Source organism: Mesorhizobium sp. B4-1-3 (assembly GCF_006439355.1).
GTDB lineage: Bacteria > Pseudomonadota > Alphaproteobacteria > Rhizobiales > Rhizobiaceae > Mesorhizobium.
Window position 1 is genome coordinate 30,273 of the sequence record NZ_VFTG01000025.1, and the last position, 26,100, is coordinate 56,372.

Genomic DNA, 26,100 nt, shown 5'->3' on the forward strand with positions numbered 1-26,100 from the left:
CCCGCGTTTTCGCCCTTATTGTCCGCGCCCATGAAAACGGCACTCATTCTCGTAGGCTGGCGCGTGGGCAAGGCGGTGTAACCGCCGGGCGAAAACCTCCCATGCGCATCCCACAGGCTCCCTCGGGGGCCTTTTTTATTGCCTTCAACCGAACTAAACGAGCAGCAAATCGCCGGACGGCGAACAGTACGGGACCAGACCCATGAGCAACGGACAGAACGAGCGGCGCGAGATGACGGGCGCCGAAATGGTGGTGCAGGCGCTGAAGGACAATGGCGTCAAGCACGTCTTCGGCTATCCGGGCGGCGCGGTTCTCCCGATTTACGATGAAATTTTCCAACAGGACGAGGTGGAGCACATCCTGGTCCGGCACGAGCAGGGCGCCGGCCATGCGGCAGAAGGCTATGCGCGCTCGACCGGCAAGGCCGGCGTGCTCCTGGTGACGTCCGGCCCTGGCGCCACCAACGCGGTGACGCCGCTGCAGGACGCGCTGATGGATTCCATTCCACTGGTCTGTCTCACCGGCCAGGTGCCGACCTCGCTGATCGGTTCCGACGCCTTCCAGGAATGCGACACGGTCGGCATCACGCGGCCCTGCACCAAGCACAACTGGCTGGTGAAGGACGTCAACGATCTCGCCGCCACCATCCATGAAGCCTTCCATGTTGCAACGACGGGTCGTCCCGGCCCGGTCGTGGTCGACATCCCGAAGGACGTGCAGTTCGCCAAGGGCATCTATGTGCCGCCGCAGACGGCCCCGCGCACCAGCTACCAGCCCAGGGTCCAGGGCGATCTGGAGAAGATTAAGGCTGCCGTCGAGCTGATGGCCGGCGCGAAGAAGCCGATCATTTATTCGGGCGGCGGCGTCATCAATTCCGGTCCGGAGGCGAGCCATCTGCTGCGCGAGCTGGTCGACCTCACCGGCTTCCCGATCACCTCCACGCTGATGGGGCTCGGCGCCTATCCGGCCTCAGGCAAGAACTGGGTCGGCATGCTCGGCATGCACGGTACCTACGAAGCTAATATGGCGATGCATGATTGCGACGTGATGATCTGCATCGGCGCGCGCTTCGACGACCGCATCACCGGCCGGCTCAGTGCGTTCTCGCCGAACTCGAAGAAGATCCACATCGACATCGATCCGTCCTCGATCAACAAGAACGTCCATGCCGATATCGGGATCCTCGGCGATGTCGGCCGCGTGCTGGAGGATCTGGTGCGGCTGTGGCGGGCGACCGCCAAGGTTGACAAGAAGGCGCTTTATCCGTGGTGGGAGCAGATCGCGAAATGGCGGGCGCGGGATTCGCTCGCCTACAAGATGAACAACGACGTGATCATGCCGCAATACGCGATCCAGCGGCTCTACGAACTGACCAAAGATAAGGATACCTACATCACCACCGAGGTCGGCCAGCACCAGATGTGGGCGGCGCAGCATTATCATTTCGACAAGCCGAACCGTTGGATGACGTCGGGCGGCCTGGGCACGATGGGCTACGGCCTGCCGGCGGCGCTCGGCGTGCAGATCGCGCATCCCGATGCGCTAGTCATCGACATCGCCGGCGACGCCTCGGTGCAGATGACCATGCAGGAGATGAGCTCGGCAGTGCAATATGAGGCGCCGATCAAGATCTTCATCCTCAACAACCAGTATATGGGCATGGTGCGCCAGTGGCAGCAGCTGCTGCATGGCAACCGGCTGTCGCATTCCTATACCGAGGCGATGCCCGACTTCGTCAAGCTGGCGGAAGCCTATGGCGGCCACGGCATCCGCTGCGACAAGCCGGACGAGCTCGACGACGCGATCAAGGAGATGATTTCGGTCAAGAAGCCGGTGCTGTTCGACTGCCGCGTGGCGACCTTGGCCAACTGCTTCCCGATGATCCCGTCGGGCAAGGCGCATAACGAAATGCTCCTGCCGGACGAGGCTACCGACGAAGCGGTGGCCAACGCCATCGACGCCAAGGGCAGGGAACTGGTTTAGAGCATGATGCCGAAAAGCGAGAAGCAGTTTTCGGGCAGCATCATGCTCCATCCATAACACCAGCCATCAAGGCGGGGCTATCGAGAGAAAGCCGTGCGCAAACAGAGAATTGGCTAAAAAGTCTGAATCGAGATTCACCTTATGAACGCACAACACCTTCAACCGACCGGCTCCGCCTATTTTATCGCCAAGGAAACCGAGAAGCCGGAAACGCACACGCTTTCAGTGTTGGTCGACAACGAGCCGGGTGTCCTTGCCCGCGTCATCGGCCTGTTTTCCGGTCGCGGCTACAACATCGAGAGCCTGACCGTTTCCGAGACCGAGCATGAGAAGCATCTGTCGCGCATCACCATCGTGACGCGCGGCACGCCGCATGTCATGGAGCAGATCAAGCATCAGCTCGAGCGCATCGTGCCGGTGCATCGGGTGGTCGACCTGACGGTGCGCTCGCACGAGATGGGCCAGGAGCGGCCGCTGGAACGGGAACTCGCGCTGGTGAAGGTCGCCGGCACGGGCGACGCCCGGGTCGAGGCGCTTCGTCTCGCGGATGCTTTCCGTGCCTCGGTCATCGACGCCAACACCGAGCATTTCATCTTCGAGATCACCGGCAAGGGTTCCAAGCTCGACCAGTTCATCGCCATCATGAAGCCGCTCGGCCTGGTCGAGATCTGCCGCACCGGCGTCGCCGCGATGAACCGCGGTCCGCAGGGAATGTGAACAGGACGACCATCCTGTTTCTTTGGCCCGGCGGTTGCCCGTTTCTGGCTTTTTCGCATTTGCTAAAAGGACAGTAAGGCTGATATATTCGGGAGGATAACATGTCGCTCGACACATTCCTTGCCCTGTTGGTCTACGCCTTCGTGACGTCGATCACGCCGGGACCGAACAACCTCATGCTGCTCGCTTCCGGCGTCAATTTCGGCATCGCCAGGACCGTTCCGCACATGCTGGGCATCAGCATCGGCTTTCTGATCCTGCTTTTGGCGGTCGGCTTCGGGCTCGGCGCAGTGCTGACGGCGTTGCCTGTGCTGCATACGGCGCTGAAGATTGCTGGCGCCGCCTATCTGCTCTACCTCGCCTGGAAGATCGCCATGTCGCGTTCGATCAGCGACGGAAAACGGGCGGAGGGACGGCCGATGCGCTTCATCGATGCCGCTGCCTTCCAGTGGGTCAACCCCAAGGCATGGGTGATGGCGATCACCGCGATGGCTGTCTACACCAATGCCGATCACCCGTTCGTCTCGGTGGCGCTGATCTCGATCGCCTTCACCATCGTCAACCTGCCCAGCGTTTCGGTGTGGGCCGGCTTCGGCACGGCGCTGCGCGGTTTCCTGTCGGATCCGACACGGCTGAAATGGTTCAACATCACCATGGGCGTGCTGCTGGCGGCGACGCTGTGGCCGATGCTTCGCTGAGGGCATTCTGGGACTGACGCAAGGGCTCGCGACGGCATCTTAGCCAGCTGCTCAATGTTTGTGCACTGCACATTAAATCTTCGTAATGCCGCGTTTTGGCTCTTTTCCGCCAAGGCCTTGTCCTATCTATTCGGCGAAAATCGCGGCGAAGAGCCGTGAATCGAGCTACAATGGACCACCGGGATCGGCGTGTCGGGTAAAGGGCTTATTTGTCGATGCGCGGAAAAATCGCCTTTGCAGTTGTTGCGATCGCCTGTCTGGCGGGCGTCGGGGTCTATTATTCGCCCGCAACGCTGGCGAGGGTCCAGCAGCTGATTTCGGGCAAGCAAGCCGCCGCGGACAAGACGGCGAGCGGCGACAAAACGGCCGGCGCCCCGGACAATGCGAAGGGCGACAATGCGAAAGGCGACAATGCGAAAGGCGGCGGTCCGCGTTCGGCCTCGATCGTCTCCGCCACCGCGACGACCGCCGATTTCCCGATCCGCCGCTATGCCATCGGTTTCGTCTCGTCGCCGGAGGTGGTCAACATCAACGCCCGTGTTTCCAGCCAGATCGTGGCGATCGCGGTCAAGGACGGGCAGATGGTCAAGGCCGGCGATCTGCTCATTTCGCTTGATGACCGCGCGCTGAAGGCGCAGCTCGCCAAGGATCAGGCGCAGCTCGCCAAGGACCAGGCGATGCTGGTGAGCGCCCAGGCTGATCTGCAGCGCGCCAAGGACCTCGTCGCCAAGCAGGCCGGCACGCAGCAGACCTATGACCAGACGCTGGCGGCGCAGAGGGCCGCGGCCGCTACCATCGACGCCGACAAGGCGACCATCGATGCCGACACAGTGCAACTGAGCTATGCGACGATCACCGCGCCGATCGCGGGCCGGCTCGGCGCCGTCAACGTCTCGGTCGGCGATCTCGTCACCACCAGCAACGGCAACTCAAGCAGCTCGACGCCGCTGGTCACCATCACGCAGATGGACCCTCTGCAGGTGAACTTCACGCTGCCCGAAAGCAACCTTGCCTTGTTGCACAAGGCGCTCGCCGACCCACAGCAAGGCGACGTCACGCTGACCAGGAACGGCGATCCCACGCCGATCGGCAAGGGGACGCTTGATTTCGTGGATTCCAGCGTCGACACGGCCTCCGGCACCATCGCTACGCGGGCGAGCATACCCAATCCGGATCTTTCGCTGTGGCCCGGGCAATATGTGAACGTGGTGCTCGAAGCCGGCACGATGCCGCAGATGACCTCGGTTCCGACCGTCGCAGTGCAGCCTAGCCAGAAGGGACCCTTCGTCTATGTCGTCAGGCCGGACAACACGGTCGAAATGCGGCCCGTTCAGGTGGCGCTGACGACAGGCGACAACAGCGCCATCAGCCAGGGGCTTAAGAGCGGCGAGAAGGTCGTCGTCGAAGGCCAGACACGGCTGAAGGACGGCGCGGCGGTGCATGAAGGCAAAGCCGCCGCCGGATCCGGCGATCAGGCATCGCCCAAGGTCGCGGAGGCCGACAAGGCCAGCGAGGCCCGCCAATGATTTCCGAGTTCTGCATTCGCAGGCCCGTCGCCACCCTTCTAATGTCGTTCGCCCTCATTTCGGGCGGCATATTTGCCTATAAATTCCTGCCGGTGGCGGCGCTGCCGAGCGCCGAATTTCCGGTAGTTAATGTTTCGGCCAGTCTGCCCGGCGCTTCGCCGGAGACGATGGCGACATCGGTGGCCACGCCGCTGATCAAGCAATTCGCTACGATCGCCGGCATCGATTCGATTTCGACCACCAATTCGCTCGGCCAGACCTCGATCGCCATCCAGTTCGTGCTCAACCGCGACATCGATGCCGCCGCGGCCGACGTGCAGGCGGCTATTGCAAGAACGCAAAAATCGCTGCCGCCGGAAATGACCTCGCCACCGAGCTATCGCAAGGTCAATCCCGCCGATGCGCCAATCCTTCTGATGTCACTGGTCAGCGACACGGTCCCGCTGACGGATCTCGATGCCTTCGCGGAAAACGTGATCTCGCCTTCGCTGTCGACCATCGACGGCGTGGCGCAGGTCTCGATCTTCGGCCAGCAGAAATATGCCGTGCGCATCCAGATCGATCCGACCGCGCTCGCCGCGCGGGGCATCTCGATCGATCAGCTGCAGGCGGCCGTCGCGTCGGCCAACAGCAACACCCCGCTCGGCGTGCTGCAGAACAACAAGCAGCAGCTGACGATTACCGCCAACACGCAACTGGCTAATGCAGCGGGCTTCTCCAATCTCATCATCGCCACCAAGAATGGTCACCCGGTGCGGTTGGGCGAGGTTACCCGCGTTGTCGATTCGGTCGAGACCACGACGACGGCTAGCTGGTACGACGGGACACGTGCGATCATCATGGCCGTGCAGCGCCAGCCCGATGCCAACACCGTCGATGTCGTCGACAAGGTGAAGGCGATGCTGCCGTCCTTCCAGGACCAGATGCCGGCCGCCGCCCAGATCAAGCTGCTCAATGACCGCTCGACCTCGATCCGCCAGGCCGTCGACGACGTCCAGTTCACGCTGCTCTTGACCATAGCGCTGGTGGTGCTGGTGATCTTCGTGTTCCTGCGCAGGGTGACGGCGACGATCATTCCGGCCGTGGCGGTGCCGATCTCGCTGATCGCCACGCTTGGCGCTATGTTCCTGTTCGGCTTCTCGATCGACAACATCTCCTTGATGGGATTGACGCTTGCGGTCGGCCTTGTGGTCGACGACGCCATCGTCATGCTGGAAAATATCTTCCGCCACATGGAAGAAGATGGGCTGTCGGCCTTCGACGCCTCGCTCAAGGGCGCGCGCGAAATCGGCTTCACCATCATCTCGATCTCGATCTCGCTGGTGGCCGTATTCATTCCTGTGCTTCTGATGGGCGGCGTCATCGGCCGCATCTTCAACGAATTCGCCGTGGTGGTGACCGTCGCCATCCTGGCCTCGATGTTCGTGTCGCTGACGCTGACGCCGATGCTCTGCTCGCGGCTGTTGTCGGTGACCAAGGCCGATCGCGAAAAGCATGCGCCCGGCCGTAAGCCGGATCTCATCACGCGCGGCTACGACCGGATCCTGGGCTTCTGCCTGCGAAACACTTTCCTGGTGTTCCTCGTCTTCGTAGTAACCGCGGCGGCGTCGGTGTGGCTGATCCAGGTTTCGCCGAAGGGCTTCTTCCCGCAGGAGGATATCAGTCAGATCTCAGTTTCGACACTTGCGCGCCAGGACATTTCTTTCGACGCCATGGTCAAGTTGCAAGGGCAGGTTGCTGACGTCTTCACGCACTCTCCTTATGTGACGCATGTCGCCTGGTCGGTGGGCGGCGGCCAAAGCGCGCTCAATCAGGGCAGGCTCTACGTTCAGCTGAAGGACAAGAGCCAGCGGCCCGACATCGAGAAGGTGCAGTCCGACCTGAGGAAGCAACTTTCCAACGTGGCTGGCATCGAGACCTACATGCAGCCGGTCCAGAACCTCAGGCTGGGCTCGCGGCAGTCCGCCAGCGCCTATCAGCTCGTGGTGCAGGGCCTAGACACCAGTCAGACCGACGTCTGGGCGCAGAAGCTGAACGACGCGATGGTCGCCGACCACGCGCACTTCACCGACGTCACAAGCGATCTGCAGAACAATGCCCTGCAGGCGTCGCTGGTGATCGATCGCGACAAGGCTGCCCAGCTCGGCATCGATACCAGCACGCTGCGCACGGCTCTTTATGGCGGGTTCGGCACGGACCAAGTTTCGACGATATTTGGGTCGGCAGACAGCTATGCGGTCGTCACCGAGCTCGATCCCAAGATCAGCTGGTCGCCGGAGCGAATGCTGGCCATCCAGGTGAGGACCGCTAGCGGCAGCCTGGTGCCTCTTGGCGCCTTCGCGCATGTCGACCGCACGGCAGGCGCGCTGACGGTCAATCAGCTCGGGCAGCTTCCGGCGGTGACGATCTCCTACAATCTGCCGCAGGGCGTGTCGCTCGGCGACACGGTGACCCGCATCGACCAGCTCAAGGAGCAGATCGGCATGCCGAAGGAGATCTCTACGAGCTTCGCCGGCACGGCCAAGACCTTCCAGGATTCGCTGGCCAACCAGGGCCTGCTGATCGGCGGCGCGATCCTGACGATCTATATCGTTCTCGGCATGCTCTATGAGAGCTTCATCCACCCGCTCACCATCCTCACCGGCCTGCCGTCCGCCGTGCTCGGCGCCGTGGTGGCGCTGCGCTTCGCCGGCATGGATCTTTCGGTGATCGCGGTGATCGGCATCCTGATGCTGATCGGCATCGTCAAGAAGAACGGCATCATGATGGTCGACGTCGCGCTCGAGCTCAGGCGACAAGGCATGTCGGCGAAGGACTCCATTCACAAAGCCTGCCTGATGCGTTTCCGGCCGATCATGATGACGACGCTGGCCGCACTGATGGGTACGTTTCCGATCGCGCTCGGCACCGGCGCCAGCGCCGAATTGCGCCAGCCGCTCGGCGTTGCAGTGGTCGGCGGCCTGCTCGCCTCGCAGGCGCTGACGCTGTTCGTGACGCCGGTGATCTACGTTTACTTTGAAAACTTCTCCGGCTGGCTGCTCAGCTTCTCGTCGAGGAAGAGCCGGCCGGCGCTGCATGTCGTGGAAGACGGCGAGCAGCGCTCGCTGTTCGACGACGAGGCCGAGCCGAAGAAAATGGCGGCAGAGTAGAGCGGACCGCCTGGCACAAGGCGACCCGCTTGCAGCCAACCGCAGCCGATCCTAGTCTGCAGGTCATGATCCACGATCATGACCACGACAACGAGCTCGATCCCTTCGCGGCGCGCGTGCGCGCGTTGGAGACGATCCTGGCCCAAAAGGGCTTGATCGACCCCGCGGCCATCGACGTCATCGTCGACATCTATGAGACAAAGATCGGCCCGCGCAACGGCGCGCGGGTGGTGGCGAAGGCCTGGAGCGATCCGGCCTATGCCGAATGGCTCAAGCGCGATGCGACGGCGGCGATCGCGTCGCTGGGTTACACCGGCCGCCAGGGCGAGCACATGCAAGCCGTGTTCAACACCGAAGAGACGCACAACCTCGTCGTCTGCACGCTCTGCTCCTGCTATCCGTGGTCGGTGCTCGGCCTGCCACCGGTCTGGTACAAAGCGCCGCCCTACCGCTCGCGGGCGGTGATCGATCCGCGCGGCGTGCTGGAGGAATTCGGGCTGACGCTGCCTAGTAGCAAGAAAATCCGCGTCTGGGATTCGACCGCCGAGCTTCGCTACCTGGTGGTGCCGATGCGCCCGAAAGGGACGGAGGGCTGGAGCGAGGAGCAACTCGCCGAACTGGTCAGCCGCGACGCGATGATCGGCACGGCGCTTGCCAAGGAGCCGGAAGGGGAGCCGGCATGAACGGCCCGCAGGATCTCGGTGGGCAGATGGGTTTCGGGCCGGTCGCGCCCGAGAAGGACGAGCCCTATTTCCACGCCGGATGGGAAAGGCGGGCCTTCGGCGTGACGCTGACCGCCGGTTCGATGGGCGCCTGGAACATCGATGAAAGCCGGCATGCGCGGGAATCGCTGCATCCTGCCGATTATTATTCATCGAGCTACTACCAGATCTGGATCAAGGCGCTGGAAACGCTGCTGAAACGCCACGGCTTCGTCACCGAGCGCGACCTTGCCGCCGGCAAGGCGGTCGATGGGGCGGCGACTCCGAAGCGGGTTTTGACGGCGGCGGACGTGCCGGCCGTGCTCGCCAAAGGCGGGCCCTGCGACCGTCCCGTCGCCACGCCGGCGCGTTTTCGCGTGGGCGATCGCGTGCGCACGAAGAATTTCAACCCGACCGGCCATACGCGCCTGCCGCGTTATGCACGTGGCAAAAGCGCCATGGTCGAGGCGGTGCGGGATGGCTTCGTCTTCCCCGACAGTAATGCGCATGGCAAGGGCGAGAACCCGCAATGGGTCTATACGGTGGTATTCGACGGAGCGGAGATTTGGGGCGAAGGCGCCGATCCCACGCTCAGCGTCTCGATCGATGCCTGGGAGAGCTATCTTGAGCCGGCCTGAGGCCAAGTTGCCGGCGGGTTTCGACGAGCCGGTCTTCGCCGAGCCGTGGCAGGCGGAAGCCTTCGCCCTGACGGTTGCGTTGCACGGCAAGGGCCTGTTTTCGTGGAGCGAATGGGCGGAGGCGCTGTCCGCCGAGGTGAAGCAGCCTGGCGCCGCGAGTGACGGACATGACTATTATGAGCATTGGCTGGCAGCGCTGGAAAAGCTTTTGTCGAGGAAAGGTATCGCCCCTAAACGCGAGATCGACGAACTCGCTGCTGCCTGGGAACGTGCCGCCCATGCGACGCCACACGGCAAGCCCATCCTGCTGGAGAACGATCCAGGCCTGGACATATAGATCGCCTTTGTTCTCTTTACGTTCCGATTTGCGGCTGATAGCCTAAGTTTGTCGGCGAGCCTAGCGATTGCTGCCGACGACGGTCGATATAGCGGCCAATCTTGTCTTTCGCCTGCGAATCCGGTCTGTCGCACTGATGGAATTTTCTCCCCAACAGGACGAGGCTCTGAAAGCGGTCGGGCGCTGGCTCAAGGAGGGCCGGCCGCAGGTCTTTCGGCTGTTCGGCTATGCCGGCACCGGCAAGACGACGCTGGCGCGCTATTTCGCCGAGCATGTCGACGGCCAGGTGCAGTTCGCCGCCTTCACAGGCAAGGCGGCGCAGGTGCTGCGCTCCAAGGGGGCGACCAACGCCCGCACCATCCATTCGCTGATCTACAGGCCGAAGGGCGAGGAATCGGTCGAGGACGAGGTGACCGGCAAGACCTCGATGTCGCCGACCTTCTCGCTCAACCGGCAAAGTCCGATTTCGCGCGCCAAGCTCGTCGTCATCGACGAATGCTCCATGGTCGACGAGCAGCTCGGCCGCGACCTGCAGAGCTTTGGCACGCCGATCCTGGTGCTCGGCGATCCGGCGCAGCTGCCGCCGATCTCGGGCGGCGGCTTCTTCACCGAGCACGAGCCGGATGTGCTCTTGACCGAGATACACCGTCAGGCGCGCGACAATCCCATCATCCGGCTGGCGCTCGACGTGCGCGAAGGCCGCGAGTTCATGCATGGCGACTACGGCATGGCGCAGGTGATCGGCAGGGAAGCAGTCAACCAGGATCTGGTGCTCAGGGCCGACCAGGTGCTGGTCGGCACCAATCGCACGCGCCGGCGCTACAATCAGAGGCTGCGCGAATTGAAGGGATTCAACGCCGACTTCCCGCAGGCGGGCGACAAGCTGGTCTGCCTGCGCAACGATCCGGCCAAGGGATTGCTCAATGGTTCGCTTTGGAAGGTGATGACCTCATCGCGCGAGACGGTGAAGCCCGGCATCAACCTTCTGGTCTCGCCGGAAGAGGATGATCCCGACCGCGGCGTCGCCAAGATCAAGCTACTCAAGGCGGCGTTCGAGGACCCGGATGCCGAGATCCCCTGGCAGCAGAAGAAGCGCTTCGACGATTTCGACTACGGCTATGCGCTAACGGTCCACAAGGCGCAGGGCTCGCAGTGGAACGATGTGGTGCTGTTCGACGAGAGCTGGGCCTTCAAGGAGACTCGCCAGCGCTGGCTTTATACGGCGATCACCCGTGCAGCCGAGCGGCTGACCGTGGTGCGCTAAGGTTGTTGGGATTCAGTGAGGCCGGCCTAGTCCGTCGGCCTTGCGCCAAGCCACTGCCAGGCCGCTTCCTCGTCGTCGACATCGAAGCGTCTGACTTCGAAAGGCAGCGTTTTAGGGAACAAGCCGGCGACGAGAGAAGCCCAACTCGGCTCACCGATGACGGCGCAGCGCACGACATGTTCCATCGCGTCGGCCACGCCCTGCCGGAGCGTGTCTTGCTTGATATTGGGCCAGTCGACGCTTTCCTCGTCGGTCAGCCTGATCAGCACGTCGATCCTCGGATGCAGCGCGTAGGCGGCCTCCAGCAGGCCGAAGAGGTTTTCCGCGTCGGCCGGCGAGACATCGCCGACGACGTCTATGGCGAAAAGCGCGTCGCGATTGGTCTCGATGCGGCGGATCGCCGGCACGGCTTCGAGGAAATTCACTGGCAAATCCTTGTCTTAGCCTCCAACCATCCCCTGGAACACGCGCATCCCCTGGAACACGCGAAACCCTCTATCTGTTCCCGTCAAAGGCGGTATAGATGCCCGCCGATCCACTGGACCTCAGCTCATGCCCGCCAAGCTTTCGGTCAATCTCAATGCCGTCGCCATGCTGCGCAACCGCCGCGACCTGCCATGGCCGAGCGTCACCGGACTTGGCCGCATCGCGCTTGCAGCGGGCGCGCATGGGCTGACGGTGCATCCGAGACCCGACGAGCGGCACACCAGGCATTCCGACCTGCCCGAGATCAGGGCGCTGATCGACGACGAATTTCCGGGCGCGGAGTTCAACATCGAGGGCTATCCGACCGAGGATTTCCTGGCTCTCGTCGAAAAGAACCAGCCCGAGCAGGTAACACTGGTGCCGGACGACCCGGCGCAGGCGACTTCGGACCATGGCTGGAACTTCGGTGCCCAGGCGGCGTTCCTCACTCCGATCGTCAAGCGGTTGAAGAAGGGCGGTTTCCGCGTGTCGCTGTTTTCCGACGCGGATCCGGACGGGGTCAATGCGGCGCGCGACACCGGCGCCGACCGCATCGAACTCTATACGGGGCCGTATGGAGGTTTCCATTCCGATTCCGCAAAGGCGGCGAAAGAATTGGAAAGACTGGGAAAAACCGCCGACGCAGCATTCAAGGCCGGACTCGGCGTCAATGCCGGCCACGATCTGACGGTGCAGAACCTGCCGGCATTGGCCAAACGCATCCCGGCATTGGCCGAAGTATCGATCGGACATGGGTTGACAGCGGATGCGCTGGAGTATGGCATGGCCGGCACGGTCGGGCGGTTCTTGAAGGCCTGCGGATGGTAGGGGACCTTGGGTAGTTTTGGCAGTCTTGGTGCGTCCCGCGTGTCGCGGCGACTTCGGAACGTGACGAATCCGGTAAAGTGGGGTTCATGGTGCTAGCCAACGGCAGCGAAACGGAATCCCTCGAACGCTCGGGCCATGCCGAAACCGAACGGCAGCACAGCACCAAGGTGCTCATGCTCGGCGCGCTGGGCGTCGTCTATGGCGACATCGGCACGAGCCCGATCTACGCCTTCCGCGAGGCGCTGCATGCCTCGTCGAGCTCTGTCGCCCGCCACGACGTGCTCGGCGTGCTGTCGCTGATCGTCTGGGCGCTCACCATCATCGTCACGATCAAATATGTCGCCTTCGTGCTCAGGGCCGACAACAAGGGCGAGGGCGGCACGCTGTCGCTGATGTCGCTGGCGCGCAGCGCCTATCCGCCTGGCTCGCGCCTCATTCTGGTGATCGGCCTTTGCGGAGCGGCGCTGTTCTTCGGCGATTCGATCATCACGCCGGCGATCTCGGTGCTGTCGGCGGTCGAGGGCCTGGAGGTCGTCACGCCGGCGCTCGATGCCTATGTGGTGCCGATCACGCTGATGATCCTGGCGGTGCTTTTCGCCGTGCAGCGCTTCGGCACGGGCAAGGTGGCGGCGGTGTTCGGACCGGTGACCGCGACATGGTTTGTGGCGATCGGCGCGGCCGGCCTATATCATATTGTCGACGACCCGTCCGTTTTCCTCGCGATCAACCCGTATTACGCGATCTATTACCTGGCCACCACGCCGACTGGCGCCTTCGTCACCGTCGGCGCCGTGTTCCTGGCCGTGACCGGCGCCGAGGCGCTCTATGTCGACCTCGGCCATTTCGGCCGCAAGCCGATCGTGCTGGCCTGGTTCTCAATCGTCTTCCCGTGCCTGCTCTTGAATTATTTCGGCCAAGGCGCCTTCGTGCTCTCGCATGGCGGCAAGCCCACCAACCCGTTCTTCCAGATGCTGCCGGAATGGGCGCTGGTGCCGATGGTCGGCCTCGCGACCGCGGCCACGGTCATTGCCAGCCAGGCCGTCATCTCCGGCGCCTTCTCACTGACCAGGCAGGCGGTGCAGCTCAACCTTCTGCCCCGTATCGAGGTACAGCACACCTCCGAGATGCAGAGCGGCCAAATCTATATGCCGAGGGTCAACCTCCTGGTCGCGCTCGGCGTGATGCTGCTGGTCGTCGGCTTCGGCAGCTCGAGCGCGCTTGCCTCCGCCTACGGCATTTCGGTGACCGGCGAGATGCTGATGACGACGGTGCTTCTGTTCGTCGTCATGCGCTGGCTCTGGAAATGGCAGCTGGCGCTGGCACTGGCGCTGGCGATGCTGTTTGGCGTCATCGATCTCGGCTTCTTCTCGGCCAATGTCGTCAAGATCGTCGAGGGCGGCTGGGTGTCGATCACGGTCGCCTCAATCATGGGGCTGATCATGTGGACCTGGATCCGCGGCAGCCGGTACCTGTTCGACAAGACCCGCCGCAACGAGATCCCGCTCGATTTCCTGGCGGCGAACCTCTTGAAGAAGAAGCCGCAGCTGGTGTCGGGCACCGCGGTGTTCCTGACCAGCGATCCGCTGAGTGCGCCGACGGCGCTGATGCACAGCCTCAAGCACTACAAAGTGCTGCACGAAAAGAACGTCATCCTTTCGGTGGTGACGGCGCCGCAGCCGGTCGTGCCCGACAGCGAGCGCGTGAAGCTGGAGACCGTCAACGAGCTGTTCATGCGCGTGACCCTGACCTTCGGCTATATGGAGCAGCCCAACATTCCGCGCGCCTTGGCCATCTGCCGCAAGCAGGGCTGGAAGTTCGACATCATGACGACGTCCTTCTTCCTCTCGCGGCGCTCGTTGAAGGCCTCGCCCAATTCCGGCATGCCGGTCTGGCAGGACCGGCTGTTCATAGGCCTGGCGCGAACGGCTGCGGATGCGACGGAGTATTTCCAGATCCCTACCGGACGCGTGGTGGAGATTGGTACCCAGGTCGCGATCTGACGATCTCATCGGATGAAGAGGTCCTGCCGTTCCGTAAACTGAAGCCGTGCGCCGGCGGCATGGGAGCCCTCATGTCGGGGCACTTGATATTGCACTGCAGCAAGCGTAGAGCACCGCGCACTTTATCGGAGTGTCGTCCATGGCCCTTGCCAATGGTGGTGCAGACGCGGAACCCGCCGACCAATCGAGCCACGCGGAAATCGAGCAGCACAGCACCAAGGTGCTGATGCTGGGAGCGCTCGGCGTCGTCTATGGCGATATCGGCACCAGCCCGATCTACGCGTTTCGCGAAGCGCTGCATGCTTCCTCAGGCGGCGATGTCGCCAATCGCGCCGACATTCTGGGCGTGCTGTCGCTGATCATCTGGTCGCTGACCATAACGGTCACCGTCAAATACATCATGTTCGTGCTGCGCGCCGACAACCGCGGCGAGGGCGGCGTGCTGTCCTTGATGGCGCTGGCGCGCGGTACCTTCCCGACGCGTTCGGCGGTCGTGCTCGGCATCGGCATCGTGGGAGCATCGCTGTTCTTCGGCGACGCGGTCATCACGCCGGCCATCTCCGTGCTGTCGGCGGTCGAAGGCATGAATGTAGTCACGCCTGCCTTTCAGCCCTATGTCGTGCCGCTGACGCTTCTGATCCTTGCGATGCTGTTTGCGGTCCAGCGCTTCGGCACCGGCGGCGTGGGCCTGGTTTTCGGCCCGGTGACGGCAATCTGGTTCCTCGCTATCGGCCTGTCCGGTCTCAATCACATCATCGATGATCCGGAAATCCTGTGGGCCATCAGCCCGCATTACATCGTGGCCTTCTTCATCAATTCGCCTGATGTATCCTTTGTCACCGTCGGCGCGGTGTTCCTGGCCGTCACCGGCGCCGAGGCGCTCTACGCCGACCTCGGCCATTTCGGCCGCAAGCCGATCGTTCTGGCTTGGCTTGCGATCGTATTTCCCTGCCTGCTTTTGAACTATGCCGGGCAAGGCGCCTATGTGCTCGCCAAGGGCGGCACGGTCGGCCACCCGTTCTTCGAGATGAACGAGGGCTGGGCGCTCATCCCGATGGTGGTGCTGGCGGCGGCGGCGACGGTCATCGCCAGCCAGGCGGTGATCTCCGGCGCCTACTCGCTGACCCGGCAGGCCGTGCAGCTCAACATGCTGCCGCGGCTCGAGATCCTGCATACGTCCGAAAAGCAGTCCGGTCAGGTTTATATGCCGCGCGTCAACATGCTGCTGGCGCTGGTGGTGATGCTGCTGGTGGTCGGCTTCGGCGAATCCAGCAGGCTCGCCTCGGCCTACGGCATCTCGGTCACCGGCAACATGTTGGTGACGACGACGCTGCTGTTCATCGTCATGACCCGCATCTGGAAATGGAACATATGGCCGGCAATCGGCCTGACCGCGGTGTTCGCGCTGATCGACATCGGCTTCTTCGCCTCCAACATCGTCAAGGTGTTCGAGGGCGGCTGGGCGTCGCTGGCGGTCGCCTTCGCCATCATCCTCGGCATGTGGACCTGGGTGCGCGGCAGTCGGTACCTGTTCGACAAGACCCGCCGCAACGAGATCCCGCTCGATTTCCTGGCGGCGAATCTTCTGAAGAAAAAACCCCAGCTGGTGTCGGGCACCGCGGTGTTCCTGACCAGCGATCCGCTGAGCGCGCCGACGGCGCTGATGCACAGCCTCAAGCACTACAAGGTGCTGCACGAAAAGAACGTCATCCTTTCGGTGGTGACGGCGCCGCAGCCGGTCGTGCCCGACAGCGAGCGCGTGAAGCTGGAGACCGTCAACGAGCTTTTCATGCGCGTGACCCTGACCTTCGGCTATATGGAGCAGCCCAACATTCCGCGCGCCTTGGCCATCTGCCGCAAGCAGGGCTGGAAGTTCGACATCATGACGACGTCCTTCTTCCTGTCGCGACGCTCGTTGAAGGCGTCGCCCAATTCCGGCATGCCGGTTTGGCAGGACCGGCTGTTCATAGGCTTGGCGCGAACGGCTGCGGATGCGACGGAGTATTTCCAGATCCCTACCGGACGCGTGGTGGAGATTGGCACCCAGGTCGCGATCTGACAGACTGCGCCGCATCGGCCGGAGAGTGGCGAAAGCGGGCGGGGCGTGAGCGGCGAGTTGGTGCTTGCGATCGTCGGGTTTGGCCTTCTCGGCGCTCATTGCATCCTTGCGCTTCCAAAGACGGGTCAGCCTCATCGAGCATCGACAGCTCAAGAAGGCGAAGTGAAGCGCGCCTGAGAAGCTCCCAGGCGCGCCAGTTTTCAGCCGAGCAAGGCAGTCTTGTTCGCTTCGAGGAACTGCTTCAGCGTCCGCGGCTTGCGGCCCGAGAGCTTTTCGACGGCATCGGTCACCTCGTCGATGCGGCCGGCGCGGGTGTTGACATCGAAGGAGACGATGATGCGGGCGAAATCCTCGGGAACGCCTGCCGCCTTGACGCCCTCGGTCAGCGCCTCGTCCGGGAGTTGGATGACCTCCAGCGGCTTGCCGGTCACCTCGCTTACCAGCGCCGCAATCTCGTTTGTCGTGTAGGCGTGCGGGCCCGTCAGCGTGTAGATGTGGCTTTCCTTGGAGCCGGATGCGAGGCCGGCGGCGATGGCGGCCGCCATGTCGTCGCGCGCGCCGTGGGCGACGCGTCCGTCGGCGGCCGACGTGTACCACTTGCCCGACGAAATGGCGTGCGGCAGCGACATGAACAGGTTCTCCTGATACCAGCCGTTGCGGAAGATGGTGTAGGGAATGCCGCTCGCCTTGATCGCCTGCTCGGTGCCGTAGTGATCGCCGGCAAACAGCACCGGCGAGCCCGGCTCGGGATTTGGCATCGAGGTGTAAAGCAGGTGTGAAACACCCGCAGCCTTGGCCGCCGCCACTGCCGTCTCATGCTGCTTCAGGCGCCGGCCAGTCTTCAGATCGAGGTCGCCGGTCGAGATGATCAGCACGCGGTCGGCGCCTTCAAATGCCCTCTCCAGCGAGGTCCTGTCGTTGAAGTCGGCGGCCCTGACGCTGATGCCGCGCGCGGCCAGATCGGCGAGGTTTTCGGGATTGCGGGTAGCGGCGATGATGCTCGATGGCGCAATTTTCTGCGCATCCAGCAAGTGATTGATGACGGCGCGGCCGAGTTGGCCGGAGGCGCCGGTGACGAGGAGGGTTTCGGTCATGGGAGGGTCCCTAAAATTGTGTCGGAGGCGGATCAGGTGATGGTCTCAAAAAGAGACCAGCGCTAAAATAGGAATTGACCTCAAGCCGTAAAGAAGGCAGTTTTTCGGGAGGTAGGCACAGTCAGGGAACCACCCGGCCGGCCTAAAGCGTATCGCGATCTTTCAGGTTCGCTCCATGCGCTTCAGGTTTTTGTTTTACGCATGTCTTTATCCCGAAACCGGTTCCCGCTTCGGGAGACATGCTTTGGTTTCGATGAGCGGATGTCGCGATGGACAGCAAGATATTCAACCTGAAAGCCAAGCTCGAGGTCTATAAGGCCATGACCGGCGGCGGCAATTTCGCCGATTGCCCGGTTCGCGACGTCATCCAGGGCATCAGCGGCAAATGGACCTCGCTGCTGGTGATGGCGCTGGCCGAGAAGCCCTATCGCTTCGGCGAACTGCGCCGGCTGGTTCCCGATATCTCGCAGCGCATGCTGACGCAGACGCTCTACGAGCTGCAGCGCGACGGCTATGTGCATCGCGAAGTTTTCCCGACGAAGCCGCCAAGCGTCGAATACAGCCTCACCGATCTTGGGCGCTCGATGTTCCTGCCCCTGCAACAGCTCATTCAATGGGCCGAACTCAATCATGGCGCGGTGCGCGACGCGCGGGCGGCCTTCGATGCCGCCCAAGGCTGATTTCTGGATATAAGCGTCAAAGCGCCCGATTGATCCGGCGCGTTCCACGCGGGATTGTCCCCGCCGGTTCGGGTTGGGGGACGATGGGCAAGTCTTACGAGATCGCGATTGCCGGCGCTGGTCCGGCCGGGCTGGCGGCGGCGCTTTACCTCAAGCGAGCCGGGCACAAGGTCACCGTTTTCGAGCGTTTCGACGCGCCGAAACCTGTCGGTTCCGGCCTCATCCTGCAACCGACCGGGCTGACCGTGCTCGCCGATCTCGGCCTGCTCGACGAGATGCTTTCGCTCGGCAGCCGCATCGAACGGCTGCACGGCACCGATGCCCAGACCGGACGCACGGTGCTCGAGGTCCGCTACGACGCGCTGCGCGGCCGCCGCTTCGGCCTTGCCGTGCATCGTGCGGCGCTGTTCGGCGCGCTCCACCGCGCCGCCTTGCGCGAAGCGATCGCCATCGAAACCAATCTCGAAGTCGAGACGCCGGAGACGGCCGAGCGCGCGACGCTGGTTTGCGCCAACGGCAAGCGGCTCGGGCCTTTCGACCTGATCGTCGATGCCAGCGGCGCGCGCTCGAAACTGCGGCACTATCTCGGCGATGCCGCCATGCCGCGACCGCTCGCCTATGGCGCATTCTGGGCGTCGCTCGGCTGGCGGGGCGGCTTCGACAAAAGCGCGCTGCTGCAGCGCTACGACAAGGCAAGCATCATGGTCGGCGTGCTGCCGATCGGCCGGCCCGAGCCCAGCGCGCAAGACATGGCGGCCTTCTTCTGGAGCCTCAAGCCGGCCGACGCCGAACGCGTAAAGGCCGAGGGGCTCGAAGCATGGAAGGCGAGGGTGGTTGCGGTATGGCCTGAATGCGAGGTCTTCACCGACCAGATCGATAGTTTCGAGCAGCTCTCGCTCGCGCGCTACGGCCATCACACGATGAAACGACCGGCCGGCCGGCGGCTTGCCGTCATCGGCGACGCCGCGCATTCGACCAGTCCGCAGCTCGGCCAAGGCGCGAACATGGCGCTGCTCGACGCGGCCGCGCTCAGCCATGCGCTGGCGCGGACGAACGGTATCGATGAAGCGCTGGAGACCTATGCGAGCGCACGCCGTTGGCACGTGCGCGTATTCCAGGCGCTGTCGTTGTCGCTGACGCCGTTCTATCAATCGGACTCCGCAGCCTTGCCCTTTGTCCGCGACCGCATGGTGGCGGGACTGGCGCGAATTCCGCCGGGGCCGCAATTCCTCGCCGCCATGGTCGCGGGAACCGTGATCGACCCGTTCAAGCGGATCGGGCTTGCGGAGTTTCAATGGCCTGCAGTCGGATGATCCCGGACAGGTAAGATCCTCTTGCCCGCAGGAAGGCATGCAGCCGCTGCGGATAGTCCGCGCCGACCGCCTTCTTGACCGATTGCCGCCTGCTCAAGGCCGCGCGCCATGCCTGGGCGAGCGGCTTGCCGTCGAGAATGCCGAAATCGCCGATGCGGTCAAACGTGTCGATATAGCGGAAGACCGGCCCGTAGACGGCATCGACCAGCGAGAAGCGCTCGCCGGCGAACCATGGGCCGCTTTGCCTTGCCGACAGTTCCGCCTCCACACGCGCGAACATATCGGACAAGCCTCTGCTTTCGTGGAGGAAAGCGGCTTCGTCGGCAGCGGAATAGAAGCGGCCGATGGCGTTGAGGATGGCCGAGCCGAATTCGATCCAGGCGCGATGGCTGGCTCGCGCCAGCGGATCGGCCGGGTGCAAGGGATTGGCCTCGGTCTCCTCGAGGAATTCGAGGATGACGGCGGATTCGAAGATCACCTCCTCCCAAGCGTCGTCCCGGACGCGGAGCAGCGGCACCTTGCCGAGCGGCGAGATCGCCTTGAACCATTCCGGCTTGTCGGAAAGGTCGACATAGACCCGCTCGAACGCCACACTTTTTTCAACGAGCGCAATCGCGGCGCGCTGGACATAGGGGCACAGGTGATGGCTGACGAGGGTGAGGCCGGCGGTCATCTCACTCTCCCCAGACATAGTTCAGCGCGCCGTCTTCGACGCGTGTCGACAGGAACATCAGGCGGGATCCCTTCGGCGCCGGCCCTTCGAGACGCTCGCCATTATCCATGTCGAATTTCGCGCCATGCCATTGGCAGACGAAAGCGCCGTCCTTGCAGTCCAGTGGTCCGCCGAAATGCAGGCAGGCATTGGCCGCCGCGCGGATGCGCCCGCCGCTGCGCCAGACATGAACCTCGCGGCCAAAGAAGGGCGCGACCAGGCTGCCGGTCTGCGGGACATCGGCGATCTTGCAGATTTCATGTTTCATCGGAAACTCCTTATCGATGCAATTGCATCTATATGGATGCAATTGCATTGATGGTCAAGCTTGATGCAATTGCATCTATCCACTAGGCTGCGCCGATGACGAAGAAATTCCCGTCGCCCGAAGCCATCGCCGCCTGGGCGCGCCTCGTGCGTGTCTCGCGCCAACTGGTCGAGAGGACAGAGGACGCGCTGAAGGCAAACGGCCTGCCGCCGCTCGCCTGGTATGACGTGCTGCATGAGCTCGCAGAGGCGGGCGAGGGAGGCCTCAGGCCGTTCGAACTGATCGATCGCATCCTGTTGGCGCAGTATAGCGTCTCAAGGCTGCTGGCCCGGCTGGAGGCGGATGGCCTGGTGGAAAAGCTGCCTGTTTCGGATGATGGCCGGGGCCAGACCGTGCGTATCACGACAAGCGGCCGGGAAATGCGCCGCCGCATCTGGGCGGTCTATGGCGCTTCGATCGCGGACCAAATGGGCGACAAGCTTTCAGCCCAGGACCTGAAGACATTGGCCAGCCTGCTCGGACGGCTACGCAATCCGCCGATTAGCGATTAGCTGACGAGCCTTTCGCCGGTTCGCGGGGTCATTTTTCGCAGCAGCCCCTTGCATCGGAAACCGGAATGCGCAATAAGCCGAACCGTAACGTACGGTACGCATCAGGGCGACCGGAAGAGCGGAAAAGATCGTGCTGCAGGCAGGCGCCGACATCGATACAAGCGAAACGCTGACGGAGCGCCAGCAGGCCGTTCTGGATGCGGCGCTTCGCCTGTTGGTCGAGGAGGGCGACAACCTTACCATGACCGCGGTGGCGCGGCGGGCAAGCTGCTCCAAGGAAACGCTCTACAAATGGTTCGGCGACCGCGACGGCTTGCTGACGGCGACGGTGCAGTGGCAGGCCTCGAAGGTGCGTGTGACACCGGTCGATCGCAAGGGACTCGACCTCGCGTCGCTGACGGCGAGCCTCGAACGCTTCGCCTCCGACTGGCTCAAGGTGATCTCCAGCGATACGTCGATCGCCCTCAACCGCGTGGCGGTCGGCCATGCCGGGTCCGGGAAAGATGACCTCGGCGCCATCGTGCTGCAGAATGGCCGCTTCGCGCTTGCCAGACGCCTGAAGCCGGTGCTGGAAGCCGGCCGGCAGGCAGGACTGCTCGATTTCGAGGACGCCGAGATGGCGTTCCGGACCTTTTTCGGCCTGGTCGGCCGCGACGTGCAGATCCGTCTGCTGCTCGGCGACCGGGTGGAATTGACTGAGGCAGCGATCGGCGGCGATGCCCGCCGCGCGACGCAGCAGTTTCTCGCTCTCTTCGGAGCAAACAACCGGCTGCAAAGCCTCTGATCTTCAAAAGGGAAGGAAGACCAAAATGCGAGTCTATTACGATCGTGACGCCGATCTCAATCTGATCAAGGGCAAGAAAGTCGCCATCATCGGCTATGGCAGCCAGGGCCGGGCGCATGCGCTCAACCTCAAGGATTCCGGCGTCAAGGAGATCGCCATCGGTCTCAAGGCCGGCTCGGCGACCGCGAAGAAGGTCGAGGCCGACGGGCTCAAGGTGATGAGCGTGGCGGACGCCGCCAAATGGGCCGACCTGATGATGATGGCGACGCCCGACGAATTGCAGGCCGACATCTACAAAAACGAGATCGCGCCGAACATCCGCGACGGCGCAGCGATCGCCTTCGCGCACGGCCTCAACGTGCATTTCGGCCTGATCGAGCCCAAGGCCTCGGTCGACGTCGTCATGATCGCGCCGAAGGGTCCGGGCCACACCGTGCGCGGCGAATACCAGAAGGGCGGCGGCGTGCCGTGCCTGGTCGCCGTCAACCAGGACGCTTCGGGCAACGCGCTCGACCTCGCGCTCTCCTATGCCTGCGGCGTCGGCGGCGGCCGTTCGGGCATCATCGAGACCAATTTCCGCGAGGAATGCGAGACCGATCTGTTCGGCGAGCAGGTTGTGCTGTGCGGCGGCCTGGTCGAGCTGATCCGTGCCGGTTTCGAGACGCTGGTGGAAGCCGGCTACGCGCCGGAAATGGCGTATTTCGAGTGCCTGCACGAAGTGAAGCTGATCGTCGACCTGATCTATGAAGGCGGCATCGCCAACATGAACTACTCGATCTCGAACACCGCCGAATGGGGCGAGTACGTCTCGGGTCCGCGCATCATCACCGCCGAGACCAAGGCGGAGATGAAGCGCATCCTGAAGGATATCCAGACCGGCAAGTTCACCTCGGAATGGATGCAGGAATACCGGGCCGGCCTGTCGCGCTTCAAGGGCATCCGCCGCAACAACGACAGCCACCAAATCGAGGAAGTCGGCGCGAAGCTGCGCGCCATGATGCCGTGGATCGCCAAGAACAAGCTGGTCGACAAAGCCAAGAACTGAGGGCGATCCACGTCTTGCCTGCGCGTACCCGGCTGTGCCCTGCGGTCGCGCGGGTGATCGTCAACAAGGCGAAGAAACTAATTCTCGATTTAGCTGCGCATCTCACGAGGCCGGCGGAGCAATCCGTCGGCTTTGTTTTACCAGTCAGGCCGGTCGATGGGGCTCACCCGTAATGCCAGTGCGGCTTGGGCTCGGTGCCGGTGAACTCGACGCCGATGCGATCCTCGCGGCGCCAGCGCACCACCGCCTTGTAGCCGATGCCGTCGACCGGCACATAAAGCAGGAATTCGTCCGGCACGCGCGCGTCGATCGGCACTTTCAGCTCCGCGCCGTTCGAATGCATGTTGCGCACGGTGCATCGCACTTCGGAATTGTTGATGCCGGTCAGGATCGCAGCACCTTTCAGCACGCGTTGCCTGTGTTGATTCCTGTGTTCGTTTTCGGCCATGGTGAGCGCGTCTCGCACCCCGTTCGCGCGAATCGTTATGTTGGGCGGTATCTGCGTGGATGAATAGCCGCCGCCGATGAATTTAGGGTATATCGGCCGATAGGGAGCACAGGTTGCGCCAAAAGAAACGGCGCCCGCGATGGGCGCCGTTTCATCCTGCTGTCGAGGAGCTCAGATATAGGGCGAGATGCACTGCCGGCGCGGACCATAGTTGGGCTGGAACGTGTTGTCCCAGGCGCGATAGGACTGGTAGCGGTCATAGCACCAGCGGACATGCGCGCTGGATAGCCGCTCCGTCCGGTAGATGCGCCGCGGCTGAACGTAACGCGGATATGGATCGTAATAGTATGGGTCATAGTAATTGTCGTAGGCCAAGCTGCCCAGGCCAAGGCCGAGGCCCAGCCCAAGGAGCGCCGCGTCGCCGTCACGGAAGTGCCGGTGGTGGCGCCGGAAGCGCCAGTCGCCACCGCCGTCCCACCGGCCGCCGTCCCAGTGGCGTGAGAAGCGACGGTCGCCGCCACGCCATCTGAAGTCACCGCCGCGGTTGCGCCAACGCCATTGCTGGAAGCTGCCGCCGTTGTTGCCGGCCCAGCCCTCGCGCACGGGAATGATCTTCGGCGCAGCATTCGTCGCGACGCTGAGATCGGGCTGCAGGATCGGTCCGGCGACCGACGGCGCGGTCACGCCGGTGACGAGGCCCAGGACCAGAAGCCCGGATCTCAGGGAAGAAAAAAGCGGTTTCATTTCACTCTCCAAGGAGTAAAGGCCCCACGCCCAGCACACCCCGGGGAAAGGCCTATTGTTGGAACTTTTCGTCTGAACGGGGGATGAACGGAAAGGTTCCATCAACCATGACGAGCATAGGCCTGGCTCTTGTCTTCGCCCGCGCTTGCGGGCAAAGGTCAAGGCCATGTCGCTGCGCCTCGCCACCTTCAATGTCGAGAACCTGATGGGCAGGTTCGATTTCTCGGGCTATCGCAACCAGCTCAACGAAGACCGCACGCTGGCCCTGTTCGACATCCAGAGCGAGGCCGAATACCGCATTCTAGAACAGGCCCGCACGATCGCCCAGTCCGACGACACCCGCCAGTTGACGGCGCTCGCCATCGCGGCCACCCGCGCCGACATCATCTGCATGCAGGAGGTCGACAATATCGAAGCGCTGAAGGCCTTCGAATACGGCTATCTGTTCAAGATGGTCGGGCAGGGCTACCGGCAGAAATACACCACCGCCGGCAACGACACGCGCGGCATCGATGTCGCCGTGATGATGCGCAACGAGACCGCCCAAGGGCAGCCGATCGAATTCGTGCGCATGACCAGCCACGCCTATGTCACCTTCGAGGAGTTCGGTCTGTTCACGCCGGAACTCGCCGCGCTCGGCTATCTCGCCACCGAGCGTATCTTTCGCCGCGATTGCCTGGAGATCGACCTGAGGGTCGGCGGCGCGCCGCTCACGCTCTATCTCGTGCATTTCAAATCGATGGGGCCGCCACGCAATGGGCTGGACGGCCGCCAGGCGTCGATGCCGCTGCGCATCGCCGAGGCGCAGGCGGTGCGCCGCATCATCGAGGAGCGTTTCGGCAAGGATCACGCCGCAGACAAGCGCTGGGCGATCTGCGGCGACCTCAACGACTACCGGCAGCGCGTGAAGATCGATGGCGACGACATCGACGGCTACCGTTTCGAGGTTGTCGACGAAGTCCGGTCCTCAGTCGATGTGCTTACGGCCGGCGGTTTTTGCGAGAACGTCGTCGAGCGGCGGCCGGAGATGGACCGCTGGAGCTTCTACCACACACGCGGCCCGGAGGAGCGGCATCTCTGTCAGCTCGATTACCTCCTGCTGTCGAAGGCGCTTGCCGCGAAGAACGCCACCGCCGTTCCCGACATCATCCGCAACGGCCAGCCCTGGCGCACCATCTTCCCGCCGGGGCAGGAGGTCGAGCGGTTTCCACGCGCAGGCTGGGACAGGCCAAAGGCCTCCGACCACTGCCCGGTGGTGATCGCACTGGACATGGCGTGACTCGCTTGAGCTTCGATCTGCCACGCAACGTCATCTTGCCGGTCGATGCGGTCGACGTCCGACTCGATCCTGGCCCGCATCCCTTTGCGCGCAGCAATGCGGAGGCGATCGCCGACAATTGGCGGCAGGAGATTGCCGCCAATCCGGCCTTATTCGACGGCACCGTGGTGCTGCTTTCCGGGCTTGCCTACCGGGACGGCCGCCTCGTCGGCCGCTGCCATGCGGTCAACTATTCGACCTTCCTGCTGTGGCGTAAGCGGCGCGAGAATTCCGGCGCCGAGCACGCCTATGCGCATGCCATGCTGGTCGCCGGCGACAATGCTCTGGTGGCGATCCGCATGGGATCGCATACGGTGAATGCCGGCCGCGTCTATTTCGCCGCCGGTTCGTTCGAGCCGATCGATTTCTGCGACGGGCTCGTCGATGTCGACTTCAACATGATCCGCGAAGTGGGGGAGGAGACCGGGCTCGATCTTTCGACTGCTGAACGCGGACAGCGCTATCACGCGCTATCGACGGCGCACGGCACGGTCATCTTCCGCCGCTACCGTGTGGCCGAAACAGCCGACGAGCTGGCGGGGCGCATCAGCGCCTTCGTTGCTACCGAGGCTGATCCGGAGATCGAAGGACCAGTGATCATCCGCAGTGCCGACGATCTGCCCGATGGCTTGATGGCGCATATGAAGCCGCTGATCGAGTGGCATTTCGGCCGCGATCGTTAGAGCAATTCCAGGAAAAGTGTGGTTTTCCGCCCGGAATTGCGTAAAACAAGGAGATAGAGCATTTCACCGTTTCCGTGAAACGGTGAAATGCTCT

Annotated in this window: 25 protein-coding genes; 19 read left to right on the top strand and 6 right to left on the bottom strand. The window is 63.2% G+C overall.

Annotated elements, in window-relative coordinates; genetic code table 11:
* The first annotated feature begins 202 nt into the window (after nt 1–202).
* From FJW06_RS24255 to FJW06_RS24295, 9 genes are all read left to right on the top strand, one after another.
* On the top strand, nt 203–1,984 hold the full coding sequence (locus FJW06_RS24255) for an acetolactate synthase 3 large subunit (protein ID WP_140755259.1): 1,782 nt from the start codon (nt 203–205) through the stop codon (nt 1,982–1,984).
* Nucleotides 1,985–2,125: 141 nt separating this feature from the next.
* The gene (ilvN, locus tag FJW06_RS24260; RefSeq protein WP_140755261.1) at nt 2,126–2,701 is read left to right on the top strand and encodes an acetolactate synthase small subunit; all 576 of its coding nucleotides are present in this window, start codon (nt 2,126–2,128) and stop codon (nt 2,699–2,701) included.
* Between the two features lie 101 nt (nt 2,702–2,802).
* Nucleotides 2,803–3,399: a LysE family translocator gene (locus FJW06_RS24265; protein WP_140755263.1), complete on the top strand. Its 597-nt coding sequence runs from the start codon at nt 2,803–2,805 to the stop codon at nt 3,397–3,399.
* Between the two features lie 215 nt (nt 3,400–3,614).
* A complete protein-coding gene (locus FJW06_RS24270) occupies nt 3,615–4,925 on the top strand; it encodes an efflux RND transporter periplasmic adaptor subunit (RefSeq protein WP_140755265.1) in 1,311 nt (436 codons plus the stop codon).
* Complete coding sequence (locus FJW06_RS24275) at nt 4,922–8,074, top strand: efflux RND transporter permease subunit (protein ID WP_140755267.1); 3,153 nt, start codon at nt 4,922–4,924, stop codon at nt 8,072–8,074. Before FJW06_RS24270 ends, FJW06_RS24275 begins: the two co-directional genes overlap by 4 nt.
* A 65-nt stretch (nt 8,075–8,139) precedes the next feature.
* A complete protein-coding gene (nthA, locus tag FJW06_RS24280; RefSeq protein WP_140755348.1) occupies nt 8,140–8,757 on the top strand; it encodes a nitrile hydratase subunit alpha in 618 nt (205 codons plus the stop codon).
* The gene (gene nthB / locus FJW06_RS24285) at nt 8,754–9,413 is read left to right on the top strand and encodes a nitrile hydratase subunit beta (protein WP_140755269.1); all 660 of its coding nucleotides are present in this window, start codon (nt 8,754–8,756) and stop codon (nt 9,411–9,413) included. Before nthA ends, nthB begins: the two co-directional genes overlap by 4 nt.
* Complete coding sequence (locus FJW06_RS24290; protein ID WP_140755271.1) at nt 9,400–9,750, top strand: nitrile hydratase accessory protein; 351 nt, start codon at nt 9,400–9,402, stop codon at nt 9,748–9,750. Before nthB ends, FJW06_RS24290 begins: the two co-directional genes overlap by 14 nt.
* Nucleotides 9,751–9,886: 136 nt before the next feature.
* On the top strand, nt 9,887–11,014 hold the full coding sequence (locus FJW06_RS24295; RefSeq protein ID WP_140755273.1) for an ATP-dependent RecD-like DNA helicase: 1,128 nt from the start codon (nt 9,887–9,889) through the stop codon (nt 11,012–11,014).
* 26 nt (nt 11,015–11,040) lie between these two features.
* Here the strand turns inward: FJW06_RS24295 and FJW06_RS24300 are convergent, their stop codons facing one another.
* Complete coding sequence (locus FJW06_RS24300) at nt 11,041–11,439, bottom strand: STAS/SEC14 domain-containing protein (RefSeq protein ID WP_140755275.1); 399 nt, start codon at nt 11,437–11,439, stop codon at nt 11,041–11,043.
* A gap of 127 nt (nt 11,440–11,566) precedes the next feature.
* Between FJW06_RS24300 and FJW06_RS24305 the strand changes: the two genes are divergently transcribed.
* From FJW06_RS24305 to FJW06_RS24315, 3 genes are all read left to right on the top strand, one after another.
* A complete protein-coding gene (locus tag FJW06_RS24305; RefSeq protein ID WP_140755277.1) occupies nt 11,567–12,307 on the top strand; it encodes a pyridoxine 5'-phosphate synthase in 741 nt (246 codons plus the stop codon).
* Nucleotides 12,308–12,393: 86 nt separating this feature from the next.
* Nucleotides 12,394–14,307, top strand: a complete 1,914-nt coding sequence (locus tag FJW06_RS24310) for a potassium transporter Kup (protein WP_140755279.1) — start codon at nt 12,394–12,396, stop codon at nt 14,305–14,307.
* Between the two features lie 139 nt (nt 14,308–14,446).
* A complete protein-coding gene (locus tag FJW06_RS24315) occupies nt 14,447–16,366 on the top strand; it encodes a potassium transporter Kup (RefSeq protein WP_140755281.1) in 1,920 nt (639 codons plus the stop codon).
* 200 nt (nt 16,367–16,566) lie between these two features.
* Here the strand turns inward: FJW06_RS24315 and FJW06_RS24320 are convergent, their stop codons facing one another.
* The gene (locus FJW06_RS24320; protein ID WP_140755283.1) at nt 16,567–17,460 is read right to left on the bottom strand and encodes an SDR family oxidoreductase; all 894 of its coding nucleotides are present in this window, start codon (nt 17,458–17,460) and stop codon (nt 16,567–16,569) included.
* Nucleotides 17,461–17,729: 269 nt separating this feature from the next.
* Here FJW06_RS24320 and FJW06_RS24325 point away from each other — a divergent pair, with 269 nt between their 5' ends.
* Complete coding sequence (locus FJW06_RS24325) at nt 17,730–18,140, top strand: helix-turn-helix domain-containing protein (RefSeq protein WP_140755285.1); 411 nt, start codon at nt 17,730–17,732, stop codon at nt 18,138–18,140.
* A gap of 83 nt (nt 18,141–18,223) precedes the next feature.
* Nucleotides 18,224–19,453, top strand: coding sequence for an NAD(P)/FAD-dependent oxidoreductase (locus FJW06_RS24330; protein WP_140755287.1), 1,230 nt, complete (start codon nt 18,224–18,226; stop codon nt 19,451–19,453).
* On the opposite strand, the gene FJW06_RS24335 is transcribed toward FJW06_RS24330, so the two are convergent.
* Both FJW06_RS24335 and FJW06_RS24340 read right to left on the bottom strand, forming a co-directional pair.
* Nucleotides 19,407–20,126, bottom strand: coding sequence for a glutathione S-transferase family protein (locus FJW06_RS24335; RefSeq protein WP_181178538.1), 720 nt, complete (start codon nt 20,124–20,126; stop codon nt 19,407–19,409). The genes FJW06_RS24330 and FJW06_RS24335 overlap by 47 nt on opposite strands.
* Nucleotide 20,127: 1 nt before the next feature.
* Nucleotides 20,128–20,433, bottom strand: a complete 306-nt coding sequence (locus FJW06_RS24340) for a Rieske (2Fe-2S) protein (RefSeq protein ID WP_140755291.1) — start codon at nt 20,431–20,433, stop codon at nt 20,128–20,130.
* A gap of 95 nt (nt 20,434–20,528) precedes the next feature.
* On the opposite strand from FJW06_RS24340, the gene FJW06_RS24345 reads away from it, so the two are divergent.
* From FJW06_RS24345 to ilvC, 3 genes are all read left to right on the top strand, one after another.
* Complete coding sequence (locus FJW06_RS24345) at nt 20,529–20,984, top strand: MarR family winged helix-turn-helix transcriptional regulator (protein WP_140755293.1); 456 nt, start codon at nt 20,529–20,531, stop codon at nt 20,982–20,984.
* 130 nt (nt 20,985–21,114) lie between these two features.
* On the top strand, nt 21,115–21,768 hold the full coding sequence (locus FJW06_RS24350; RefSeq protein WP_140755295.1) for a TetR/AcrR family transcriptional regulator: 654 nt from the start codon (nt 21,115–21,117) through the stop codon (nt 21,766–21,768).
* A gap of 25 nt (nt 21,769–21,793) precedes the next feature.
* The gene (gene ilvC / locus FJW06_RS24355) at nt 21,794–22,813 is read left to right on the top strand and encodes a ketol-acid reductoisomerase (protein ID WP_140755297.1); all 1,020 of its coding nucleotides are present in this window, start codon (nt 21,794–21,796) and stop codon (nt 22,811–22,813) included.
* 163 nt (nt 22,814–22,976) lie between these two features.
* Here the strand turns inward: ilvC and FJW06_RS24360 are convergent, their stop codons facing one another.
* Nucleotides 22,977–23,261, bottom strand: a complete 285-nt coding sequence (locus tag FJW06_RS24360) for a PilZ domain-containing protein (RefSeq protein WP_041008222.1) — start codon at nt 23,259–23,261, stop codon at nt 22,977–22,979.
* Nucleotides 23,262–23,432: 171 nt separating this feature from the next.
* Complete coding sequence (locus FJW06_RS24365) at nt 23,433–24,005, bottom strand: BA14K family protein (RefSeq protein ID WP_140755299.1); 573 nt, start codon at nt 24,003–24,005, stop codon at nt 23,433–23,435.
* A gap of 166 nt (nt 24,006–24,171) precedes the next feature.
* Between FJW06_RS24365 and FJW06_RS24370 the strand changes: the two genes are divergently transcribed.
* On the top strand, nt 24,172–25,284 hold the full coding sequence (locus FJW06_RS24370) for an endonuclease/exonuclease/phosphatase family protein (RefSeq protein WP_140755301.1): 1,113 nt from the start codon (nt 24,172–24,174) through the stop codon (nt 25,282–25,284).
* A 5-nt stretch (nt 25,285–25,289) separates the two neighbouring features.
* Nucleotides 25,290–26,006: a hypothetical protein gene (locus tag FJW06_RS24375; RefSeq protein WP_140755350.1), complete on the top strand. Its 717-nt coding sequence runs from the start codon at nt 25,290–25,292 to the stop codon at nt 26,004–26,006.
* Nucleotides 26,007–26,100 lie beyond the last annotated feature (94 nt).

Excerpts from the sequence above, each read along its gene's own strand:
- ilvN (WP_140755261.1), top strand. The coding sequence starts at position 2,126 with ATGAACGCACAACACCTTCAACCGACCGGCTCCGCCTATTTTATCGCC.
- FJW06_RS24270 (WP_140755265.1), top strand. The coding sequence starts at position 3,615 with ATGCGCGGAAAAATCGCCTTTGCAGTTGTTGCGATCGCCTGTCTGGCG.
- FJW06_RS24275 (WP_140755267.1), top strand. The coding sequence starts at position 4,922 with ATGATTTCCGAGTTCTGCATTCGCAGGCCCGTCGCCACCCTTCTAATG.
- FJW06_RS24365 (WP_140755299.1), bottom strand. The coding sequence starts at position 24,005 with ATGAAACCGCTTTTTTCTTCCCTGAGATCCGGGCTTCTGGTCCTGGGC.
- FJW06_RS24295 (WP_140755273.1), top strand. The coding sequence starts at position 9,887 with ATGGAATTTTCTCCCCAACAGGACGAGGCTCTGAAAGCGGTCGGGCGC.
- FJW06_RS24315 (WP_140755281.1), top strand. The coding sequence starts at position 14,447 with ATGGCCCTTGCCAATGGTGGTGCAGACGCGGAACCCGCCGACCAATCG.
- ilvC (WP_140755297.1), top strand. The coding sequence starts at position 21,794 with ATGCGAGTCTATTACGATCGTGACGCCGATCTCAATCTGATCAAGGGC.
- FJW06_RS24320 (WP_140755283.1), bottom strand. The coding sequence starts at position 17,460 with ATGACCGAAACCCTCCTCGTCACCGGCGCCTCCGGCCAACTCGGCCGC.
- FJW06_RS24325 (WP_140755285.1), top strand. The coding sequence starts at position 17,730 with ATGGACAGCAAGATATTCAACCTGAAAGCCAAGCTCGAGGTCTATAAG.
- FJW06_RS24330 (WP_140755287.1), top strand. The coding sequence starts at position 18,224 with ATGGGCAAGTCTTACGAGATCGCGATTGCCGGCGCTGGTCCGGCCGGG.
- FJW06_RS24340 (WP_140755291.1), bottom strand. The coding sequence starts at position 20,433 with ATGAAACATGAAATCTGCAAGATCGCCGATGTCCCGCAGACCGGCAGC.
- FJW06_RS24305 (WP_140755277.1), top strand. The coding sequence starts at position 11,567 with ATGCCCGCCAAGCTTTCGGTCAATCTCAATGCCGTCGCCATGCTGCGC.
- nthB (WP_140755269.1), top strand. The coding sequence starts at position 8,754 with ATGAACGGCCCGCAGGATCTCGGTGGGCAGATGGGTTTCGGGCCGGTC.
- FJW06_RS24310 (WP_140755279.1), top strand. The coding sequence starts at position 12,394 with ATGGTGCTAGCCAACGGCAGCGAAACGGAATCCCTCGAACGCTCGGGC.
- nthA (WP_140755348.1), top strand. The coding sequence starts at position 8,140 with ATGATCCACGATCATGACCACGACAACGAGCTCGATCCCTTCGCGGCG.
- FJW06_RS24255 (WP_140755259.1), top strand. The coding sequence starts at position 203 with ATGAGCAACGGACAGAACGAGCGGCGCGAGATGACGGGCGCCGAAATG.
- FJW06_RS24360 (WP_041008222.1), bottom strand. The coding sequence starts at position 23,261 with ATGGCCGAAAACGAACACAGGAATCAACACAGGCAACGCGTGCTGAAA.
- FJW06_RS24265 (WP_140755263.1), top strand. The coding sequence starts at position 2,803 with ATGTCGCTCGACACATTCCTTGCCCTGTTGGTCTACGCCTTCGTGACG.
- FJW06_RS24370 (WP_140755301.1), top strand. The coding sequence starts at position 24,172 with ATGTCGCTGCGCCTCGCCACCTTCAATGTCGAGAACCTGATGGGCAGG.
- FJW06_RS24345 (WP_140755293.1), top strand. The coding sequence starts at position 20,529 with ATGACGAAGAAATTCCCGTCGCCCGAAGCCATCGCCGCCTGGGCGCGC.
- FJW06_RS24335 (WP_181178538.1), bottom strand. The coding sequence starts at position 20,126 with ATGACCGCCGGCCTCACCCTCGTCAGCCATCACCTGTGCCCCTATGTC.